The 18,822-nt window shown below is 71.0% G+C and carries 14 protein-coding genes; 10 read left to right on the forward strand and 4 right to left on the reverse strand.

The window, feature by feature from the left end:
- The first annotated feature begins 546 nt into the window (after positions 1 to 546).
- A complete protein-coding gene (locus ACIQNU_RS22245) occupies positions 547 to 996 on the forward strand; it encodes a PTS glucose transporter subunit IIA (protein WP_401369051.1) in 450 nt (149 codons plus the stop codon).
- 75 nt (positions 997 to 1,071) lie between these two features.
- Complete coding sequence (ptsP, locus tag ACIQNU_RS22250; RefSeq protein WP_401369053.1) at positions 1,072 to 2,742, forward strand: phosphoenolpyruvate--protein phosphotransferase; 1,671 nt, start codon at positions 1,072 to 1,074, stop codon at positions 2,740 to 2,742.
- 56 nt (positions 2,743 to 2,798) lie between these two features.
- Here ptsP and ACIQNU_RS22255 read toward each other — a convergent pair whose 3' ends face one another.
- Together ACIQNU_RS22255 and ACIQNU_RS22260 are read right to left on the reverse strand one after the other, a co-directional pair.
- Positions 2,799 to 3,689 carry a hypothetical protein gene (locus ACIQNU_RS22255; RefSeq protein WP_401369056.1) on the reverse strand — a complete coding sequence of 297 codons (891 nt, stop codon included), beginning with the start codon at positions 3,687 to 3,689 and terminating at the stop codon, positions 2,799 to 2,801.
- 24 nt (positions 3,690 to 3,713) lie between these two features.
- Complete coding sequence (locus ACIQNU_RS22260; RefSeq protein WP_401369059.1) at positions 3,714 to 4,985, reverse strand: MFS transporter; 1,272 nt, start codon at positions 4,983 to 4,985, stop codon at positions 3,714 to 3,716.
- 106 nt (positions 4,986 to 5,091) lie between these two features.
- On the opposite strand from ACIQNU_RS22260, the gene ACIQNU_RS22265 reads away from it, so the two are divergent.
- On the forward strand, positions 5,092 to 6,363 hold the full coding sequence (locus ACIQNU_RS22265; protein WP_401369062.1) for an aminotransferase class I/II-fold pyridoxal phosphate-dependent enzyme: 1,272 nt from the start codon (positions 5,092 to 5,094) through the stop codon (positions 6,361 to 6,363).
- Here the strand turns inward: ACIQNU_RS22265 and ACIQNU_RS22270 are convergent, their stop codons facing one another.
- A complete protein-coding gene (locus tag ACIQNU_RS22270) occupies positions 6,364 to 8,340 on the reverse strand; it encodes an acetoacetate--CoA ligase (protein WP_401369064.1) in 1,977 nt (658 codons plus the stop codon). It abuts the gene before it with no gap.
- 241 nt (positions 8,341 to 8,581) lie between these two features.
- Here ACIQNU_RS22270 and ACIQNU_RS22275 point away from each other — a divergent pair, with 241 nt between their 5' ends.
- Positions 8,582 to 10,930, forward strand: coding sequence for a glycoside hydrolase family 31 protein (locus ACIQNU_RS22275; RefSeq protein WP_401369066.1), 2,349 nt, complete (start codon positions 8,582 to 8,584; stop codon positions 10,928 to 10,930).
- A 56-nt stretch (positions 10,931 to 10,986) separates the two neighbouring features.
- Here ACIQNU_RS22275 and ACIQNU_RS22280 read toward each other — a convergent pair whose 3' ends face one another.
- A complete protein-coding gene (locus ACIQNU_RS22280) occupies positions 10,987 to 11,532 on the reverse strand; it encodes an NUDIX domain-containing protein (RefSeq protein WP_401369069.1) in 546 nt (181 codons plus the stop codon).
- 72 nt (positions 11,533 to 11,604) lie between these two features.
- Between ACIQNU_RS22280 and ACIQNU_RS22285 the strand changes: the two genes are divergently transcribed.
- The 6 genes from ACIQNU_RS22285 (at position 11,605) to glpK (ending at position 18,778) form a co-directional block, all read left to right on the forward strand.
- Positions 11,605 to 12,483 carry a M15 family metallopeptidase gene (locus tag ACIQNU_RS22285; protein ID WP_401369072.1) on the forward strand — a complete coding sequence of 293 codons (879 nt, stop codon included), beginning with the start codon at positions 11,605 to 11,607 and terminating at the stop codon, positions 12,481 to 12,483.
- Between the two features lie 209 nt (positions 12,484 to 12,692).
- Positions 12,693 to 13,145 carry a Zn-ribbon domain-containing OB-fold protein gene (locus ACIQNU_RS22290; RefSeq protein ID WP_401369893.1) on the forward strand — a complete coding sequence of 151 codons (453 nt, stop codon included), beginning with the start codon at positions 12,693 to 12,695 and terminating at the stop codon, positions 13,143 to 13,145.
- Complete coding sequence (locus tag ACIQNU_RS22295; protein WP_401369896.1) at positions 13,142 to 14,338, forward strand: lipid-transfer protein; 1,197 nt, start codon at positions 13,142 to 13,144, stop codon at positions 14,336 to 14,338. Before ACIQNU_RS22290 ends, ACIQNU_RS22295 begins: the two co-directional genes overlap by 4 nt.
- A 112-nt stretch (positions 14,339 to 14,450) precedes the next feature.
- Positions 14,451 to 16,091 carry an EAL domain-containing protein gene (locus tag ACIQNU_RS22300; RefSeq protein WP_401369075.1) on the forward strand — a complete coding sequence of 547 codons (1,641 nt, stop codon included), beginning with the start codon at positions 14,451 to 14,453 and terminating at the stop codon, positions 16,089 to 16,091.
- A 403-nt stretch (positions 16,092 to 16,494) separates the two neighbouring features.
- Entirely contained in the window at positions 16,495 to 17,232 is a 738-nt protein-coding gene (locus tag ACIQNU_RS22305; RefSeq protein ID WP_401369078.1) for an MIP/aquaporin family protein, read from the forward strand.
- A gap of 28 nt (positions 17,233 to 17,260) precedes the next feature.
- The gene (gene glpK / locus ACIQNU_RS22310; RefSeq protein WP_401369081.1) at positions 17,261 to 18,778 is read left to right on the forward strand and encodes a glycerol kinase GlpK; all 1,518 of its coding nucleotides are present in this window, start codon (positions 17,261 to 17,263) and stop codon (positions 18,776 to 18,778) included.
- The last annotated feature ends 44 nt before the right edge of the window (positions 18,779 to 18,822 follow it).

An 18,822-nucleotide genomic window follows, 5' to 3' on the forward strand; every position in this document is an offset into this window, starting at 1 on the left:
GACACGCACGAGAGCGGGACCACCGGAGGAATAATCCGACAGTCCACAACGTCCTCGCTGTGTTTTTTCTTCAAAGGAACCTCGCCCCGACCAGATTGGTCGGAGACGGGGTATCAACATATCTGGCGTTGACTTTTAGCACGCTGTTGAGTTCTCAAGGAACGGACACTTCCTTTGTACTCACCCCAGAACACTCTCTGCGGCTTTCCTCCGGGCTTCCCTTCGGTGTTTCCAAACCTTAGCAGGTCTTTTTCCACTCTCTGACCACGGCCCCCGCAGACATGCAGAAGCCGACCCAGCGATAGAATCTGACGTGATAAGTGCTGCCGAACTCGGACGCTTGGTGCGTCTTGGCCTCAGGCAGGGGTACGACTCTACAGGGGCCGTCACGGCGGGCGCAAATCGTTTGTGCGGCGCCCCTACGTCTACCAACCGGGACCTTCGTGCGGAACCGGGACTTTTCATGACTTAGTCTGCTGAACAGTGCGTCGTCTCAGGACAGGTGGTGACGGCGTGGACGCATCTCCACCCCTGGGAGGCCTACACATGACCAGCGTGACATCTCCTCTTGCCGGCCGCGCCATCGGGCTCGCCGCTGTGCCGGACCCGGTGTTCTCCGGCGCGATGGTCGGTCCCGGTACGGCGATCGACCCCGTGCGTGAGCCTTCCGAGGCCGTTTCTCCTGTCTCCGGTGTCGTCGTCTCCCTTCACCCGCACGCCTTCGTCGTGGTCGACGACGAGGGGCACGGAGTGCTGACGCACCTCGGCATCGACACGGTGCAGCTCAACGGTGAGGGCTTCGAGCTGCTCGTGAACAAGGGCGACACCGTGCAGCGCGGCCAGGCCGTGGTGCGCTGGAACCCTGTTGCCGTCGAAGAGGCGGGCAAGTCCCCGGTGTGCCCCGTGGTGGCGCTGGAAGCGACTCCCGACTCGCTCGGCGACGTGGTCTCGGACGGCGAAGTGAAGGCCGGGGACGCGCTCTTCAGCTGGCAGTGACGTCGGTGCCGCCGGTGGGCGGCAGGTAGACAACCACCGCGGCGGGTGGCCCGCCGCACTATCGGAGACGGTGAGATGGAGACAACGCTGCGAGGCGTCGGCGTGAGCCACGGTGTGGCGATCGGCGAGGTTCGGCACATGGGGACGGCGGTGCTCGAACCGCCGGCGAAGCAGATTCCGGCGGAAGAGGCGGAGCGCGAGCAGGGGCGCGCCCGCCAGGCCGTCGACGCTGTGGCGGCCGACCTGATGGCACGCGGCAATCTCGCCGGGGGTGAGGCCCAGGCGGTGCTCGAAGCGCAGTCGCTCATGGCTCAGGACCCCGAGCTGATGGCGGACGTCGAGCGGCGTATCGCGGTCGGCAGTACGGCCGAGCGTGCGGTCTACGACGCGTTCGCCTCGTACCGTGCTCTGCTCGCGGGAGCCGGTGAGTATCTGGCCGGGCGTGTGGCGGACCTCGATGACGTGCGGAATCGTATCGTCGCGCGGCTGCTCGGGGTTCCGATGCCGGGTGTGCCGGACAGCGACGAGCCGTATGTCCTCATCGCCCGGGATCTCGCTCCTGCGGACACGGCGCTGCTCGACCCGACGCTCGTGCTCGGTTTTGTCACCGAGGAGGGTGGACCGACCAGTCACAGCGCGATTCTGGCGCGGGCGCTCGGGGTCCCCGCCGTGGTGGCGCTGCCGGGCGCCGGCGAGCTGGCCGAAGGCACGGTGATCGCTGTCGACGGGAGCACGGGCGAGATCTTCGTCGAGCCGAGTGCGGAGAAGCGGGCGGAGATGGAGGCGGCGGCGGCCGAGCGCAAGGCGGCGCTCACCGCGTCCACGGGTCCGGGCGCGACGTCCGACGGGCACAAGGTGCCGTTGCTGGCGAACGTCGGCGGTCCCGCTGATGTCCCGGCCGCGGTGGAGGCGGGTGCCGAGGGTGTCGGTCTGTTCCGTACCGAGTTCTTGTTCCTGGACGACAGCACGAAGGCGCCGTCCGAGGAGAAGCAGGTCGAGGCGTACCGGCAGGTTCTGGAGGCGTTCCCGGAGGGGCGGGTCGTCGTGCGGGTGCTGGACGCCGGTGCGGACAAGCCGCTGGACTTCCTGACGCCTGCCGATGAGCCGAACCCGGCGCTGGGTGTGCGGGGGCTGCGGTCGCTGCTCGACCACCCGGAAGTGCTGCGTACGCAGTTGACCGCGCTGGCCAAGGCGTCCGAGGGGCTTCCGGTGTATCTGGAAGTCATGGCGCCGATGGTGGCCGACCGGATCGATGCGAAGGCGTTCGCCGACGCGTGTCGTGCGGCGGGGCTGAAGGCGAAGTTCGGCGCGATGGTGGAGATCCCGTCGGCCGCGCTGCGGGCGCGGTCGATCCTTCAGGAGGTCGAGTTCCTGTCGCTGGGGACGAACGACCTGGCGCAGTACGCGTTCGCCGCGGACCGTCAGGTGGGTGCGGTGTCCCGGCTTCAGGATCCGTGGCAGCCGGCGCTCCTCGACCTGGTCGCGCTGTCCGCCGAGGCGGCGAAGGCCGAGGGCAAGAGCTGTGGCGTGTGCGGTGAGGCGGCGTCGGATCCACTGTTGGCCTGTGTGCTGACGGGGCTCGGGGTGACCTCCTTGTCCATGGGGGCGGCGTCTATTCCGTATGTGCGCTCGACGCTGGGCAAGTACACGCTGGCGCAGTGCGAGCGGGCCGCGGCTGCGGCGCGTGCGACGGACACCGCCGATGAGGCGCGGTCCGCGGCGCAGGCGGTGCTGTCCGGCGAGTAGGCACCGACGAGTGGTGTGAGGGGCGCTCCGCCTTCGGGTGGGGCGCCCCTCGTGTGTCAGTGGGCGTGTCCTCCTGTGTCGGGGCCGAGGTCGGGTGGTGCGCAGTAGTCCACGCCGGATTCCGGGGAGACCAGGTCGCCGGATTCGGCGTCGGTGCAGTAGGCGTCGAAGACCTCGCCCGCGGTGAGGGGTTCGAGGCCGTCGCCCCGGATGCGCCAGCCCTGGACGCGGTCGGGCTGTCCGGTCCTGCTGGTGCGCATGACGAGACCGCCGGAGTTGTCGGTAGCGAATCCGACGGCGAGGACGGTCGCGAATTCCAGGGCCTCGGTCTGGTCAAGGGCGGTGATACAGGTGCTGTCGCTCGCTGCGTTGAGTACGGCCAGGAGTGTTTCCGACGGGGCCGTGATGCTGCAGACGAGGTGGTGTGCGCCGGGTTTCGCGGCGTGCAGGATGCGCAGGACGAGGTCGGAGGCGCGGGCGAAGGCGGCCCTGCCGATGTCCTCGCCGCAGGAGGCGCAGGCTCCGATGCGGGCGAGCACCTTCGTCGCGTACTCCCAGGTCGCCTGGCGGACCGCCTCGTCGATCAGGTCCGGGACCAGGTCGGAGAGCGGTTGGCCGTCGTAGGGCACGGTGGGGCCAGTGGTGGCGAGTTCGGCGGTGAAGCGGGTGCGGCTGTCCGGGGTGTCGGGGTCCAGGCCGATGTCGGCGCAGTACTCCTCGTACTCCTCGGGGCTGAAGAGGGCGATGGCCGTGTGGCGGCCCTCGGCTGCCCGTGTTCGGAGGAGGGCTTCCACCTGGCGCAGATAGGTCCGGTGGTTGTCGAAGGTGAAGCTGCGGTAGCGCCGCATGGCCGTGAAGTCCGCCTCGTCGGCCAACAGGCCGATGGTTCCGGCGATTTCGCGGCGCAGAACCTGCCGCATGGTCGTCTTGCGCTGTGTGTGCGCCATGTTTCCCCCTGTGCGTGCGGTCGATCAATGCTCACTCACCGTAACCGGTGGCACTGACAACGCCGGTCGGGGCAGTCGTCGGCGGACAAGGCGGTGCTGGAGGAGGCCGGTGGCGGCGACGGTCGCGCCGAAGACGGTCCAGCCGACGGGGCCGGTGGCGATGGCGGCGGTGACGGCGAGGGGGCCGGCGCTGCGCTGCACGGATTGGGCGAGTCCGTGGGCGCCGAGGTAGGCACCCTGGGCGTGGTCCGGGGCGAGGGCTATGGAGAGTTCCCACGAGATGGTGGCGTGGATGATCTCGGCAAGAGTGAAGGCCGCGGCGGCCAGGGTCAGGCAGACGACGGCGAGTGTGGGTCCGCCTGTGGCCGAGAAGGCCATGGCGACGCCTGCCGAGACGAAGATCATCGACAGGGGAAGCAGGAGTGCGCGGGCCGCGTGGGTGGTGGCGCCGAAGCGGGCCATGGGGACCTGGAGGGCGACGACCAGGACGTTGTTGAGCACCATGAGGAGGGGTGCGAGGCCGTGTGGGGCCTCGGTGGCGTGGACGATCCACAGGGGCAGGCCGACCCGGAAGGCGGCGTCGTCGAGGTAGAGGACGGTGTCGGTGGCTACGTAGGCGAGGTAGGTGCGGTCCCGCCATGGGGTGGCCGGTTTGGTGGTGGGGGCGGGGTTTTCGGACGCGGTGACCACGCGTGAGGGCGACGGGGGTTCGCCGCAACGGGCGGTGAGGGCTGCCGCACCGACGAAGGAGAGGGCGTCGCCGATGAGGAGCCAGGGGTAGGCGGCGGGGCCGAGCGCCAGAGCCGCGGCGGCGGTGAGGCCTCCGATGGCCCAGCCGGCGTTGGCGACGGTGCGTTGGACGGCTTGGTAGCGGACGCGTTCGGGTCCGGCGACGCGGGTGGCGTAGAGCCGGGTGATGACGTTCGCGGAGCGGTCGCCGAGGCTGCTGACGGCTGCGAAGAGCAGCAGGAGTGCGTAGTTGTGGGTGGTGAGGAGGGCGAGGGAGCCGAGGGCGCGCAGGATCTGGAGGGCGATGAGTACGCGCGTGAGGGGCAGTCGGTCGGCGAGGCGTCCGCCGAGGGGCGCTCCGGCGATGCCGATGGCTCCTGAGACGGCGACTAGGGTGCCGACCTCGGCGACGGTGAGGTCGGTGACGAAGGTGAAGTACAGGACGGAGACGGCTGCCCAGAGGCCGCTTCCGACACGGTCGACAAGGGCGATGCCCAGCATCCGGCGCCCGTCGGCGCCTCCCGGGACGCGTGCTGTCCACGCGGTTGCTCGGCGGACGAGGTTCACCGTTCCCCCCTGCTTGCGTCACTTGCGTCCTCTTATGTATTGATACATAATTTTGTACGTGGCAACACAATATGGGATCAGTGGAACGACGGCCAGGGGTATTTCCGTGTCCGTCGAACAGGCGGTGGCCGAAGGCGTCTTGGCGCCCGGCACGGCGCTGCCCCCGGTGCGCAGGCTCGCCGACGAGCTGGAGGTGAGTCCAGGCACCGTCGCGACCGCTTACAAGGAGTTGCGGCAGCGCGGCATCGTCATCACGCGCGGGAGGGGCGGTACTGTCGTCGCGCCCGCGCCGTCGGTGGCGTCACGGCGTCCGCCGAAGGTGCCGGACGGGGTACGGGACCTGGCGGGCGGTCACCCCGATCCCGCGCTGCTGCCCGATCTGATGCCGCCCCGGCCGTTCCGGGCCGGTCCCCGCTCGCACCGGGCGACGCCTCGTATCGCGGCCCTGGAGAGCGCTGTCGGACAACGTCTCGCGCGCGATGACGTGCCGGTACGGCATGTGATCTTCGCGCACGGGGCCCTGGACATGATCGGGCGGCTGCTCTCCGTGGAGCTGCGCCCCGGGGACGCGGTCGCCATGGAGGACCCCGGATATCACCATCTGCTCGACCTGGTGACGGCGTTGGGGCTGCGCACGGTGCCGGTCCTGGTCGACGACGAGGGGATGCGGCCCGAGGCGCTCAGGGAGGCGCTGCGGGCCGGTGCACGGGCGGTCGTGTACAGCCCGCGCGCGCAGAACCCCTACGGCGGGACGTTCTCGGCGGCCCGGCGGGACGCTCTCGTCGCCGTGCTCCGGGACGCGCCGGACGTGCTGGCCGTGGAGAACGACCACGCGGCCGAGGTCAGCGGGGCGCCCTTGCGTACGCTCACGTCGGGTGGCCTGTCCCGATGGGTGCATGTGCGGACCGCCAGCAAGTCCCTGGGCACCGACCTGCGGTGGGCCGCGGCGGCGTGCGACGCGACGACACAGGCCCGGCACGACGGGCGCATGCTGCTCACCTCGGGGTGGGTGAGCCATCTGCTGCAGGAGACGGTTCTCGCGCTGTACGCCGACGACCACGCGCGCGTACTGATCGGCAGGGCGGAAGTCGCGTACCGGGAACGGCGGCTGGCACTGCTCGACGGGCTCGCGCGGCACGGGATCGCGGCGCACGGGGTGAGCGGCATGAACGTGTGGGTGCCGGTCGCGGACGAGTCGGCGGTCGTCAACGGGTTGCGGTCGTACGGGTGGTGGGTCGCGGCCGGGGCCCGGTTCCGGATCGCGACGGGGCCCGGGGTGCGGATCAGCACCGCGTCGCTCCTGCCGGCCGACGGGGCGCGGCTGGCCTCGGACTTCGCCGCCGTCCTGAGCGAGTCCGAGGCCACCTACGGCGGTTGATCAGGCGCGCTCGCGGGCCAGTTCCTCGTAGAACCGGAGCAGTTCGACATTGTCGACGGAACCGATGTTCACGGCCTTGTCCATCGGGGTGCCCTGGAGGAGGCGTTTCACGGGGACTTCGATGCGCTTGCCGGTGAGGGTGTGCGGGATCCCGGGGACCTCGATGACCTCGTCGGGCACGTGACGCGGTGAGAGCTGTTCGCGGATGGTCGCCTTGATACGGGCCCGGAGGCCGTCGTCCAGTGCGGCGCCGGGGGCGAGGTGGACGAAGAGCGGCATCCAGTACCCGCCGTCGGGCTGTTCGACACCGATGACGAGGGATTCCTTGATCTCCGGGAGCCGTTCGACCGCTTCGTAGATGTCGGCGGAACCCATGCGGACGCCCTGCCGGTTGAGGGTCGAGTCGGAGCGGCCGTGGATGATGACCGACCCGCGCGCGGTGACGGTGATCCAGTCGCCGTGGCGCCACACTCCGGGATACGTGTCGAAGTAGCTGTCGTGGTAGCGGTGACCGTCGGGGTCGTTCCAGAAGCGGATCGGCATGGACGGCATCGGGTTGGTGACGACGAGTTCACCGACCTCGTCGATGACGGGCTTCCCCTGGGGATCCCATGCCTGGAGGTCGGTGCCCAGGCAGGCGGCCTGGAGTTCGCCGATGTACACGGGCAGGGTCGGTACGGCGCCGGCGAAACAGGAGCACACGTCGGTGCCGCCGCTGACGGACGCGATCCACAGGTCGATGCCGTTCTGCGCGAACTCGTCGTGCAGCCAGCGGAATCCGTCCGGCGGCAGCGGCGAGCCCGTGGTCGCGACGCACTTGACGCGGCTGAGGTCGAAGTCGCGTGCCGGGTGTACCTCGGCCTTGCGGCAGGCCATGACGTACGCGGCCGAGGTGCCGTACAGGGTCGCCCCGGTGCGTTCGGCGACGCGCCACTGGGCGCCGGTGTCCGGATAGCCGGGGCTGCCGTCGTACAGGACGATCGTGGTGCCCGTGAGCAGGCCGGAGACGAGGAAGTTCCACATCATCCAGCCGGTGGACGTGTACCAGAAGAACCGGTCTCCGGGCCCCAGGTCGCAGTGCAGGCCGAGCTGTTTGTAGTGCTCCAGGAGGATGCCGCCCTGGGACTGGACGATCGCCTTGGGCAGACCGGTCGTGCCCGACGAGTACAGCACCCAGAGGGGGTGGTCGAAGGGCACCTGCTCGAAGATCGGGTCGCCGCCGCCCGCGGTGAGCGCGGACCACTCCAAGGTGCCCTCGGGGGCGGGGGTGCCCAGGAGCGGGATGTGCACCACCGCGCGCAGGGTGGGCAGTTCGGCGCGCAGCTCGGCGACGGTCTCGCGGCGGTCGTGCTCCTTGCCGCCGTAGCGGTATCCGTCGACGGTGAACAGGACGACGGGCTCGACCTGCTGGAAGCGGTCGAGGACGCTGCGGGCGCCGAAGTCGGGGGCGCAGGAGGTCCAGACGGCGCCCACGGCGGCCGTGGCGAGGAGGGCGACGACAGCCTGCGGGATGTTCGGGAGGTAGCCGCTCACCCGGTCCCCCGGGCGGACGCCGAGGGCTCGCAGTTCGGCGGCGAGCGAGGCGACCTGGCGGCGCAGCTCGGCCCAGGTGACCTCGGTCGGCTCGTGCACCTCGTCGACGTACAGGATCGCCGGTTCGTCGGGGCACTCGTCCGCCGCGCGCAGAGCGTGCTCGGCGTAGTTGAGGGTCGCCCCGGGGAACCACTCGGCGCCCGGCATGGCGCGGTCGCCCAGCACGCGCGCGTAGGACGTCGAGAACCGTACGTCGAACCAGTCGGCGACGGCCTTCCAGAACGTGTCCAGTTCGTCCACGGACCAGCGGTGCAGGGCCGCGTACCCGCCGTCCGCGGGGGCGCCGTACCGCTCGGACGCCCAGGTCTGGAAACGGGTGATCCGCGCGCGGTCGATGGCGTCCCGGCCGGGCTGCCAGAGCGGCGAAGGGTTCGCTGAGGACATGGGGGCGGCTCCCGTACTGTGCGCGTCGTGTGCGTCCGTCGCGCACGTGCTGAACGTACTGGGCGTGCTGAACGTGCTGTGCGTGCGCGCGACGCGACTGACACGGACGATGCCATGTGATCGACTGGTGCACCAGGGCACGCCGCACATAGTCCGCGTCGTGAAGATGTGCTGCCACCACGGGTGAACGGAAGTTGAACGACACACGTGACCGGCGTGGTCGATGGCAGGGTGGGGCAGCATGGACGGTCGTGACCTGGTGCGTTCGGTGAAGGCGGTCGGTTTGGTGGGTCCGGCGCAGGGGTTGCGGACGGTACGGGCGGCGTGGCGACGCAGGCGGACGGACGCGGTGGGGCTCCCCGCGCGCGGTGCCGAGCGGGCGCGGGTGCCCGGTTCCGTGACGGGGGTCGAGCCGGGTCCCGGCGGGGGCGTGGTCCGGTTCACGCGCTCCGAGCTGCGGATCACCGTGATGACGACCGGTGCGGTGTTCTGGGGCTGGGACGGCGCCGCGCCCGAGCCCTCGTACGCGCTGTCCGGAACGAGCCCCGAGGCCGATCCACGGGCCGTCCTGGAGCCGGACAAGGACGGCGGCTGGCGGGTCGTGTCGGAGCGGGTCACCGTCGTCGTGTCCCGGCACGGCGCCGTGGAGGTCTGTACGCCCGGCGGGGTGGTGCTCCGCAAGGAGCTGCCGCCGCGCTGGTGGGAGCCGGTGGGCGGCGGCCAGGCGCGCTGGGTGCAGCGCGCGGAGGTCGCGGCGGACGCCCGTTTCTTCGGCCTCGGCGGGCGCGCGGCGGGGCCCCGGCTGCGAAACGGTACGTACCGGCTGTGGAACACCGATCCGGGCGGTGCCTTCGAGCCCGGTGACGACCCGCTGTACATCACGATGCCGGTCCAGATGGTGGTGTCCGACGTGGGCACGCATCTCGTCTTCCACGACACCACGTGGGATGCCTCGGTGACGCTGCGGGAGGGCGAGGAAGGGGCGGGTTCGGGGCACGACAGGGCCGGGATGTCCGAGCTGCGCGCCGAGGGCGGGCCGCTGCGCTGCTGGGTCGTTCTGGGCACTCCCGCGCGCGTGCTGCACGTCTGGGCGTCGCTCACCGGGGCGCCGGCACTGCCGCCCGCGTGGGCGCTGGGGCACCATCACGCGCGCTGGGGCTTCGGCAGCACGCAGGAGGTGCGGCGAATCGTCGCCGGATACCGGGAGCGCGGGCTGCCGCTGGACGCGGTGCATCTGGACATCGACCACCTGGACGCGCATCAGGTGTTCACCGTCGACCGGGAGCGGTTCCCCGGGCTGCCGGGGCTCGCGCGGGAGCTGCGTGCCGACGGGGTGCGGCTGGTGTCGATCGTGGATCCGGCGGTGAAGGCCGAGCCGGGCAACGCGGTGTTCGACTCCGGACGGGCCGCCGACGCCTTCGTACGGGACGCCTCCGGGCGGCGGGTGCGGGGTCTGGTCTGGCCGGGCGAGTCGGTCTATCCGGACTTCACCGACCCGCGCGTGCGCGCGTGGTGGGGCGATTTCTACGAGGAGCGGCTGGCGCAGGGGTTCGCCGGTTTCTGGCACGACATGAACGAGCCGGTGTCCTTCGCGGCGTTCGGCGACACGACCCTCCCCCGGTCGGCACGGCACGCGCTGGAGGGCCGGGGCGGCGACCACCGGGAGGCCCACAACGTGTACGGCCTGACGATGGCGCAGGCCGGGTACGAGGGGCTGCGCAGGCTGCGGCCCGACGAGCGACCCTTCCTGTTCTCACGGTCCGGCTGGGCGGGGATGCACCGCTACGGGGGCACGTGGTCGGGGGACGTGGCGACGGGCTGGCCCGGACTGCGTGCCTCACTGTCGCTGGTGCTGGGCCTGGGTCTGTGCGGAGTGCCGTACTCGGGCCCCGATGTGGGCGGGTTCACCGGCAGCCCCTCTCCCGAGCTGTATCTGCGGTGGTTCCAACTGGGTGCCTTTCTGCCGCTGTTCCGCACCCATGCGGCGCTGCGCGCGGGGCGTCGGGAGCCGTGGGAGTTCGGGGCCGATGTCCTGGAGCACGCGCGCGTGGCGCTCGTCGAACGCAGACGGCTGTTGCCGTACTTCATGACTCTGGCGCATCTGGCGCGGCGTACGGGGGCGCCCTATGTGCGTCCCCTGTGGTGGGGCACTCCGGAGGACCGGGCGCTGCGCGCGTGCGAGGACGCGTTCCTGCTCGGGGACGCGCTCCTGGTCGCGCCCGTCCTGGAGCACGGCACGGACCGGCGCGCCGTACGGCTGCCCCGGGGCCGCTGGTACGACGTCGTGACCGAGGAGGCGTACGAGGGCCCCGGGCAGGTCCTGGTGGACGCGCCGCTGTCCCGGATCCCCGTACTGGCGCGTGCCGGTGCCGTGGTGCCTGTCCGGGGCCGGGACGGGGAGCTTGAGCTTGAGGTGTGGGCACCCGCGCGCGGGCGCACGGGTGGGGGGCTGGTGGTCGCCGACACGGACGACGGCTGGGACGAGCCCGACATCGAGCGGTTCACGTCGCACCGCGAGGGTGACACGGTCGTGGTGCGGCGGGAGGGCGGCGGCGAGCCGGGGTACGCGGTGCGGGTGCGGGGGAAGTGACGGGACGCGCCCTCACGCGCGCGAGTGCGTCACTTCCGGGGTGGCGTCCCTCGGCGTCAGAGGTAGCGCCCCTCGAACCAGGCACGGACCGCCAACGTGTGCAGGGGGAAGGCGAGTTCGGCCGGGCGCCGCAGGAGCTGCCAGCCCTCCGTCTCGTCGGTGGCGGCGGACGGCGGCAGATCGGCCACGGGGCGCTCCGGCAGGGCGGCGAACAGCAGCAGATGCCCGTCCGGTGAACTCATGGCATCGACGAGGCGCACGTCGCGGCTCGCCGCGTCGATCCCCGTCTCCTCCTTCAGCTCCCGCACGACGGCGTGCCGCCAGTCCTCGTGGTGGTCGACGAAGCCGCCGGGCAGGGCGACACCCCCGCGCGCGGGAGCGATGGTTCGGGTGATCACGACCAGGGCCGTGCCCTGTGTGTCGTACACGGGTTGGAGGGCCACGGCGACGGGCAGCGGATTACGGTACGCCACGCTGCCGCAGGCCGCGCAGGTCCTGGGCCAGCCGGAGACCTCGGTCCCGTCGGTCCCGTAGCGGGCCCCGCAACTCGAACAGTGCGAGTCCGGTGCGGCGTTGGCGGATGGGTGCTGGGATGCGGACACGTCGCGGACTGTATCCGATCACCAGGGGTGCGTCTTCCGCCGTTGCCCTCGGGACTGGTAGATGGAGGGGGCATGACACGATTCGCCCGCCTCAGGAACCTCTTCCGCTCCCGCCGGACCCTGATTTCGCGTACGGCCCCCTGGAAGCCGGCCGTCGTCGGTGCCGCGCTGCTCGCCTTCGCGGCCACCGGAACATCCGCTACCGCGGCACCCGCGCGGGAGGGTGCCGAGCCCAAGGCGCCGCCGCAGTTCGTGGCGCTGCGGGACGTCGATCCGACGATCATCCAGGAGATCAGGTACATCACGCCGCACAACTTCGTGGGAGAGCCGATCGACGGCTACCGCGCGCCGATGTGCATCCTGACCGAGCCGGCCGCGCGGGCACTGCGCACAGCCCAGCGCGCACTGCTGCGCCAGGGCTACTCCCTCAAGGTGTACGACTGCTACCGCCCGCAGCGCGCCGTCGACCACTTCGTGCGGTGGGCCAAGGACCTCGACGACCAGCGGATGAAAGCCGAGTTCTACCCCCTCGTCGACAAGACGCGTCTGTTCGCGGACGGCTACATCGCGGAGAAGTCAGGGCACAGTCGCGGTTCGACGGTCGACCTCACCGTCGTGAAGCTGCCGGCGCTGCCCACGCGCGCGTACGTCCCGGGTGAACGGCTCACGCCCTGCTACGGGCCGCACGATCAGCGGTTCCCGGACAACTCGGTCGACATGGGCACCGGGTTCGACTGTTTCGACACGCTGTCCCATACCGACGATCCCCGGATCACCGGCTCTCAGCGCGCCCATCGTGACCGGTTGCGTGACGTCCTGTCCCGGCAGGGATTCGTGAACCTGCCGGAGGAGTGGTGGCACTTCACGTACAAGCCGGAGCTGTTCCCCGACACCTATTTCGACTTCCCCATCACACGCCGTTCGCTGGCCGGTGGGCGCGCGGCGAACTGAGCAGTGGATCGAGCAGTGAAGGGTGGCCGGAACCACCCCCGTCGGCCCCGGCCACCCTCACCGCTAACTCGGGACGCAGTTCGGGCTTCCGTGGTTCTCCCGGACCCCGGGGCGCCCCTCCCCTGCCGAAGTACGGCGGCCCATGGCACACTTCTGACGTTCCGTCAGATCCGATTGGGGAGGGGACCGTGGCACGTACACGCACACCCGTGGTGGCCGATTGGTTCACGGGGGAAGGAGACGACTTCCGGCTCTTGGGCACGCGCTGTTCGGGCTGCCGGTCCGTGTTCTTCCCGCGCGAGGACGTCTTCTGCCGCAACCCGCACTGCCCCGGTGGGGAACTCGCCGAGGTCCCGCTGTCGCGGCGCGGCCGGATCTGGTCGTACACGGACAGCCGCTACCGACCGCCCGCGCCGTACGTCTCGGACCCGGAACTTCCGTGGGAGCCGTACACGTTGATCGCTGTGGAGCTGGCGGCCGAGCGGATGATCGTGCTCGGGCAGGCGGCCGAGGGGATCACCGTCGGTGATCTGGCGGTGGGCATGGAGGTGGAGGTGGTCCCCGGCGTGCTCGACGAGAGCGGCGACGAAGCGGGGCCCACCTTGAGGACGCGGACGACGCGGACGACATGGAACTGGCGGCCGACGGGGGTGACGGCATGACGGCGGATGTGGCGGTGCTCGGCGCGGGCATGCACCCGTGGGGGAAGTGGGGCCGCAGCTTCGTCCAGTACGGCACGGTGGCCGCGCGCGCGGCGCTCGCGGACGCCGGTGTCGACTGGCCGGACGTGGACGCGATCGTCGGTGCCGACACGGTCAGGGGCGGCTATCCGGGCTATGTCGCGGGGGCCACGTTCGCCAAGGCGCTGGGCTGGCAGGGCGCCCGGGTCTCCAGCGTCTACGCGGCGTGCGCGTCCGGCGCGCAGGCCGTCCAGGCCGCGCGGGCGCAGATCCTCGCCGGGCTGGCCGAGACCGTGCTCGTCGTCGGCGCCGACGCCGCGCCGAAGGGGTTCTTCCGCCCGGCGGGCGGGGACCGCCCAGACGACCCGGACTGGCTGCGGTTCCGGGTGCTCGGCGCGACCAACCCGACGTATTTCGGGCTGTACGCGCGCAGGCGCATGGCCGTGCACGGCGACACGCTCGACGACTTCGCGCAGGTCAAGGTGAAGAACGCGGCGGCGGGAGCGCGCAATCCGTACGCCCGTTACCGCAAGCGTGTGACCGTCGACGAGGTCGCCGCGTCCGCGGTGGTCGCCGATCCGCTGCGGCTGCTCGACATCTGTGCCACGTCGGACGGCGCGGCGGCGCTGCTGCTGACGAGCGTGGACTTCGCGCGGCGGCACGGCGTCGCCGACCCGGTCCGGATCCGCGCCGTCTCGACCGTGACACCGCGCTATCCGAAGACCGTCCTGGACCTGCCCGACATCGCGACCGACTCGGCGGCCGGCGTGGACCCCGGCACCGAGCCCGAGACGTTCCGCGCGTCCATCGCGCGCGCCGCGTACGAGGAGGCGGGCATCGGCCCGGAGGAGCTGTCGCTGGCGGAGGTGTACGACCTGTCGACCGCGCTGGAGTTGCAGTGGTACGAGGATCTCGGGCTCTGCGCCGAGGGCGAGGGTGCCAAGCTGCTGCGGGACGGCGCGACGGCCCCGGGCGGGCGCATACCGGTCAACGCGAGCGGCGGGCTGGCGTCGTTCGGGGAGGCCGTGCCCGCGCAGGCCATCGCGCAGGTCTGCGAGCTGACCTGGCAGCTGCGCGGGGACGCGGGCGAGCGGCAGATCGAGGGTGCGCGGGTCGGGATCACCGCGAACCAGGGGCTGTTCGGACACGGGTCTTCGGTGATCGCGGTGCGGTGATCGACGGTCGGCATCCCCCGCCCGGCGCAACGCTCCGTGACCGGCCTCGAATCCTGCGTGAACAGCGCGTGAACTGCCCTTGGGCGCACTCCTGTCGCAGCATCATGCTTTCGTGCGCTCGTGGTCCGAGACCCTTCGCTTCGCCTTCCAGCCGGTCGTCAACCTGACGACCGGAAGCGTGGTGGCCGTGGAGATACTCGCCCGGCCCGAAGCCGGTGACATCCTCGCCGAGGCGCGTCGTGACGCCGAACTCGACGGGGGTCTCGCCGCGTTCGCGATCCGCGCCGCCGCGCACCGCGGGACGCTGCTGCCGCTGCACGTCAACGTGTTCGCCGGGACCCTCGCCGACCTCGGCGGGCTCGGCGCCCTGCGGCAGGCCGTACGGGACGCCGGACGGCTGCCCTGGGAGGTGACGGTGGATCTGTGTCCTCCGTTCACGCATGTGCCGCACCGGGCGCTCCTGGAGGGCGTCACGGCCCTGCGTACGGACGGTTTCCGGGTGTCCGCGGACGGCGTCGGGGACGGCGACGTACCCGTGCGGCTGCTCACCGATCTCGCACCGGACATCATCAAGCTGGACGCGTCCCTGCTGACGCGCGGGTCGGCCGTGCGGGCGATGAGGACGCTGACGGAGCATCTGGGGGCGCTGCTCGCCGTCGAGGGCATCGAGACCGAGGTGCAGTGCGCCGCCACGCGCGAGGCGGGCGCGCAGTTGGCACAGGGCGATCTTTTCGGGCCGCCCGCGCGCCTGCCGTCGGCCGAGGTGTACTTCCCGCCGCAGATCGCGCGGAACGCCCCACCAGGCCCCTCGGGGCCCTCCGTACGGGAATTCCTGCGCCCAGCCCCGCTGCTGCCCGTGACGGCCCGCGCAGGGCACGTACGGGCCCTGCTGACCGGCTCCCCCGATGTCTCCGGGGTGCTCCTGGTCGACCCCGACGGCGTGCCCGTGCGGTCGGTGCACCGGGACCGCTTCCTGCTGTCCCTGTCCGGACGTTACGGGCACGCCCTGTACGCGGACCGGCCCGCCGAGCGCCTGGGGGACGTACCGCGCACGGTGGGCGTCGACGCGACCGCGTGGGAGGTGCTCGACGTCGTCGCGGACGGCGAGCACAGCCGCAGCGGCGAGGACGTGGCCGTCGTCGACCGGATGGGGCGCTGTGTCGGTGTCGTACGCCTCACCGACCTCGTCAGGGCGCTGGCCGAGAGCAGGGTCGAGGAGGCCGTACGTCTCAATCCGCTGACCCGGCTGCCCGGTACCGACGCGGTCACCGCCGAGGTGGACCGCCGCATCGCGGACGGGCGTGCGTTCAGCTTGAGTTGGCTGGATGTCGACGGGTTCAAGCAGGTCAACGACGGCGCCGGTTTCGCCGCCGGCGACGACCTCATCCGTCAGGTCGGACACGTCCTGCAGGGGACCGCGTCGGGCTCTACGCGCGTGGGGCACATCGGAGGGGACGACTTCCTGGTCCTGGCCGATCCGGAGGCATTGGATCCGCTGGCCGCCGAAATCCTGGACGTGCCCTGGTCGGCCGGTGGCCGCGCGGTGACCGTCTCCCTGGCGACCGTACTGTGCGGGCCTGGAACCGTACGGGACCACCGGCAGGCGGCGGCCTGTCTCGCGCCTCTGAAGCGGGCCGCGAAGGCGCTGCGGGGGACGAGTTGGGTACTGGGGCACGCGGATCTGCCGGGGCACGAGATCCGGCGCGGGTCAGGGGCGGCGGCTGCCGGGGCGGGGTGTGCGACCGGAGGGTGAGCCTCCGCCGTCGGCGTGTCCGCGATGAAGCGGAACAGGAGCCGCCGGTATCGGTCAGCGGGTCATGTCCGCGACCTTGACGGTCCCTCAGCGCCGGTGAACACTTCCCGTGTCAGTCGGCATCGCCGCACTTCGGCTCATCGCCGCGCGGGCCCCACCGGGACGTCGGGCCCTCTCCTTGCCGTGCACCACCAGGCCGGGGCCGTACTCCCACGGGCGACAGGCGATCCGGCTGCCAGGGCACGCTCGTCGCGGACGCCGGACGGGGCACGGGACGCGGGACTTCCCGTCTTTCGGCCGACGTGACGTCGCGACGACCGGCGCCACCCGAACCAGCCATGGGAAACGCACCCTGCACAGAGGCGCGGAGCGATTCGTTCCGCGCCAGGGCATAGGAGCCGCCATGAGCAACGGAGACATATTTCTCGGCGAAGTCATCGGCACCGCGATCCTGATTCTCTTCGGGGCCGGCGTGTGCGCCGCCGTCACCCTCAAACACTCCAAGGCAAGACACTCGGGATGGGTCGTCATCGCGTTCGGCTGGGGCTTCGGCGTGCTGGCCGGGGCGTACACGGCCGCACCGCTGTCCGGCGGCCATCTCAACCCGGCGGTCACCCTCGGCATCGCCGTCGACACGGGTGTCTGGGACAAGGTCTGGGTGTATCTGCTGGGCCAGATGGTCGGCGCGATGATCGGCGCCGTCCTCGCGTATCTCGTGTATCTCGCCCAGTTCAACGCCAACACGGGGCGGGACGGCGACACGGACGGGCCGACGCCGACGCTCGGCATCTTCTCGACGATCCCCGAGATCCGTAACCCGGCCGCGAACCTGCTCACCGAGGTCATCGCCACGGTCGCCCTGGTCCTGCCGATCCTCGCCTTCGGGATGACCAAGGGTCTCGGCGAGTCGGGCACGCAGATCCTCATCGTGTCGCTGCTGGTCGTCGGTATCGGGCTCTCGCTCGGCGGGCCCACCGGCTACGCCATCAACCCCGCGCGTGACCTGGGGCCGCGCATCGTCCACACCTTGCTGCCGATCCCGAACAAAGGCACGTCCGACTGGAGTTACGCGTGGGTCCCGGTGGTCGGGCCGCTGATCGGCGGGGCCATCGCGGGGGTCGTCTACAACGCAGCGTTCTGACCGCAGCTTCCGAGGAAGGGATCCAGCCATGCCCGACAGCTCCGTGAAGTACGTCGCCGCCATCGACCAGGGCACCACGTCGAGCCGCTGCATCATCTTCGACCAGGACGGCGCCATGGTCGCCGTCGACCAGCGTGAGCACCGCCAGATCTTTCCGAAGCCCGGATGGGTCGAGCACGACGCCACCGAGATCTGGTCCAAGGTGCAGGCCGTCGTGGCGGGAGCCCTCGCCAAGGCAGGGCTGCGCGCCGACGAGCTGAGCGCGCTCGGCATCACCAACCAGCGCGAAACGACAGTCCTTTGGGACCGCGCGACAGGTAAACCCGTACACAACGCGATTGTCTGGCAGGACACCCGTACGGCCGCCCTGTGCACGGAACTCGGCGGCGCGGACGGGCAGGACCGCTTCCGTGAGCAGACTGGGCTGCCGCTCGCGAGCTACTTCTCGGGCCCCAAGGCGGCCTGGCTCCTGGACAACGTCCCCGGTCTGCGGACCCGCGCCGAGCGCGGTGACATCGCCTTCGGCACGATCGACTCCTGGCTGATCTGGAACCTCACCGGCGGCATCGATGGCGGCGTGCATGTCACCGATGTGACCAACGCCGGACGGACCATGCTGATGAACCTGGAGACCCTTCAGTGGGACGCGTCCATCCTCTCCGCGATGAACGTGCCCGAGGCCGTCCTGCCGGAGATCAGGTCGTCCGCCGAGGTGTACGGGACGGCCGTCGGCCCGTTGGCCGGGGTGCCCGTCGCGTCGGCGCTCGGCGATCAGCAGGCCGCCGTGTTCGGTCAGGCGTGCTACGACACGGGGACGGCCAAGAACACGTACGGCACCGGCAGTTTCCTGCTCCTCAACACCGGTAACCGTCCCGTGCCGTCGAAGAGCGGCCTGCTCACCACCATGGGGTACAAGATCGGCGGGGATGCGCCCGTCTACTGTCTCGAAGGGTCCATCGCCATCACCGGCGCCCTGGTGCAGTGGTTCCGCGACCAGCTCGGCATCATCCGGTCCGCCGACGAGATCGAGACACTGGCGGCGAGCGTCGACGACAACGGCGGCGCGTACATCGTGCCGGCGTTCTCCGGCCTGTACGCGCCGTACTGGCGCTCCGACGCGCGCGGGGTGGTCACCGGGCTCACGCGGTACGTCACCAAGGCGCATCTGGCGCGCGCCGTCCTGGAGGCGACGAGCTGGCAGACCCGGGAGGTAGTGGACGCCATGTACCAGGACTCCGGGGTGCGGATCACGACGCTCAAGGTCGACGGTGGGATGACCGGCAACAATCTGCTGATGCAGCACCAGGCGGACGTTCTCGGCGTACCCGTCATCCGGCCCCGGGTCTCCGAGACGACATGCCTGGGCGCCGCCTATGCGGCCGGGCTGGCGACGGGGGTCTGGAACGACCTGGACCAGCTCAAGGCGCACTGGCGGAAGGACGCCGAGTGGACACCCGCGATGGAGCCACGCGCGCGGGACCGCGAATACCACAACTGGCGCAAGGCGGTGGAGAAGAGCTTCGGCTGGGAGGAGGCCGAGGACTGAGGCAACGGGCAGCTGGGGCGAGAGCTGACGCGGAGGGGACGAGG

The sequence above is a fragment of the Streptomyces sp. NPDC091292 genome (assembly GCF_044757265.1).
Classification (GTDB): Bacteria; Actinomycetota; Actinomycetes; order Streptomycetales; family Streptomycetaceae; genus Streptomyces.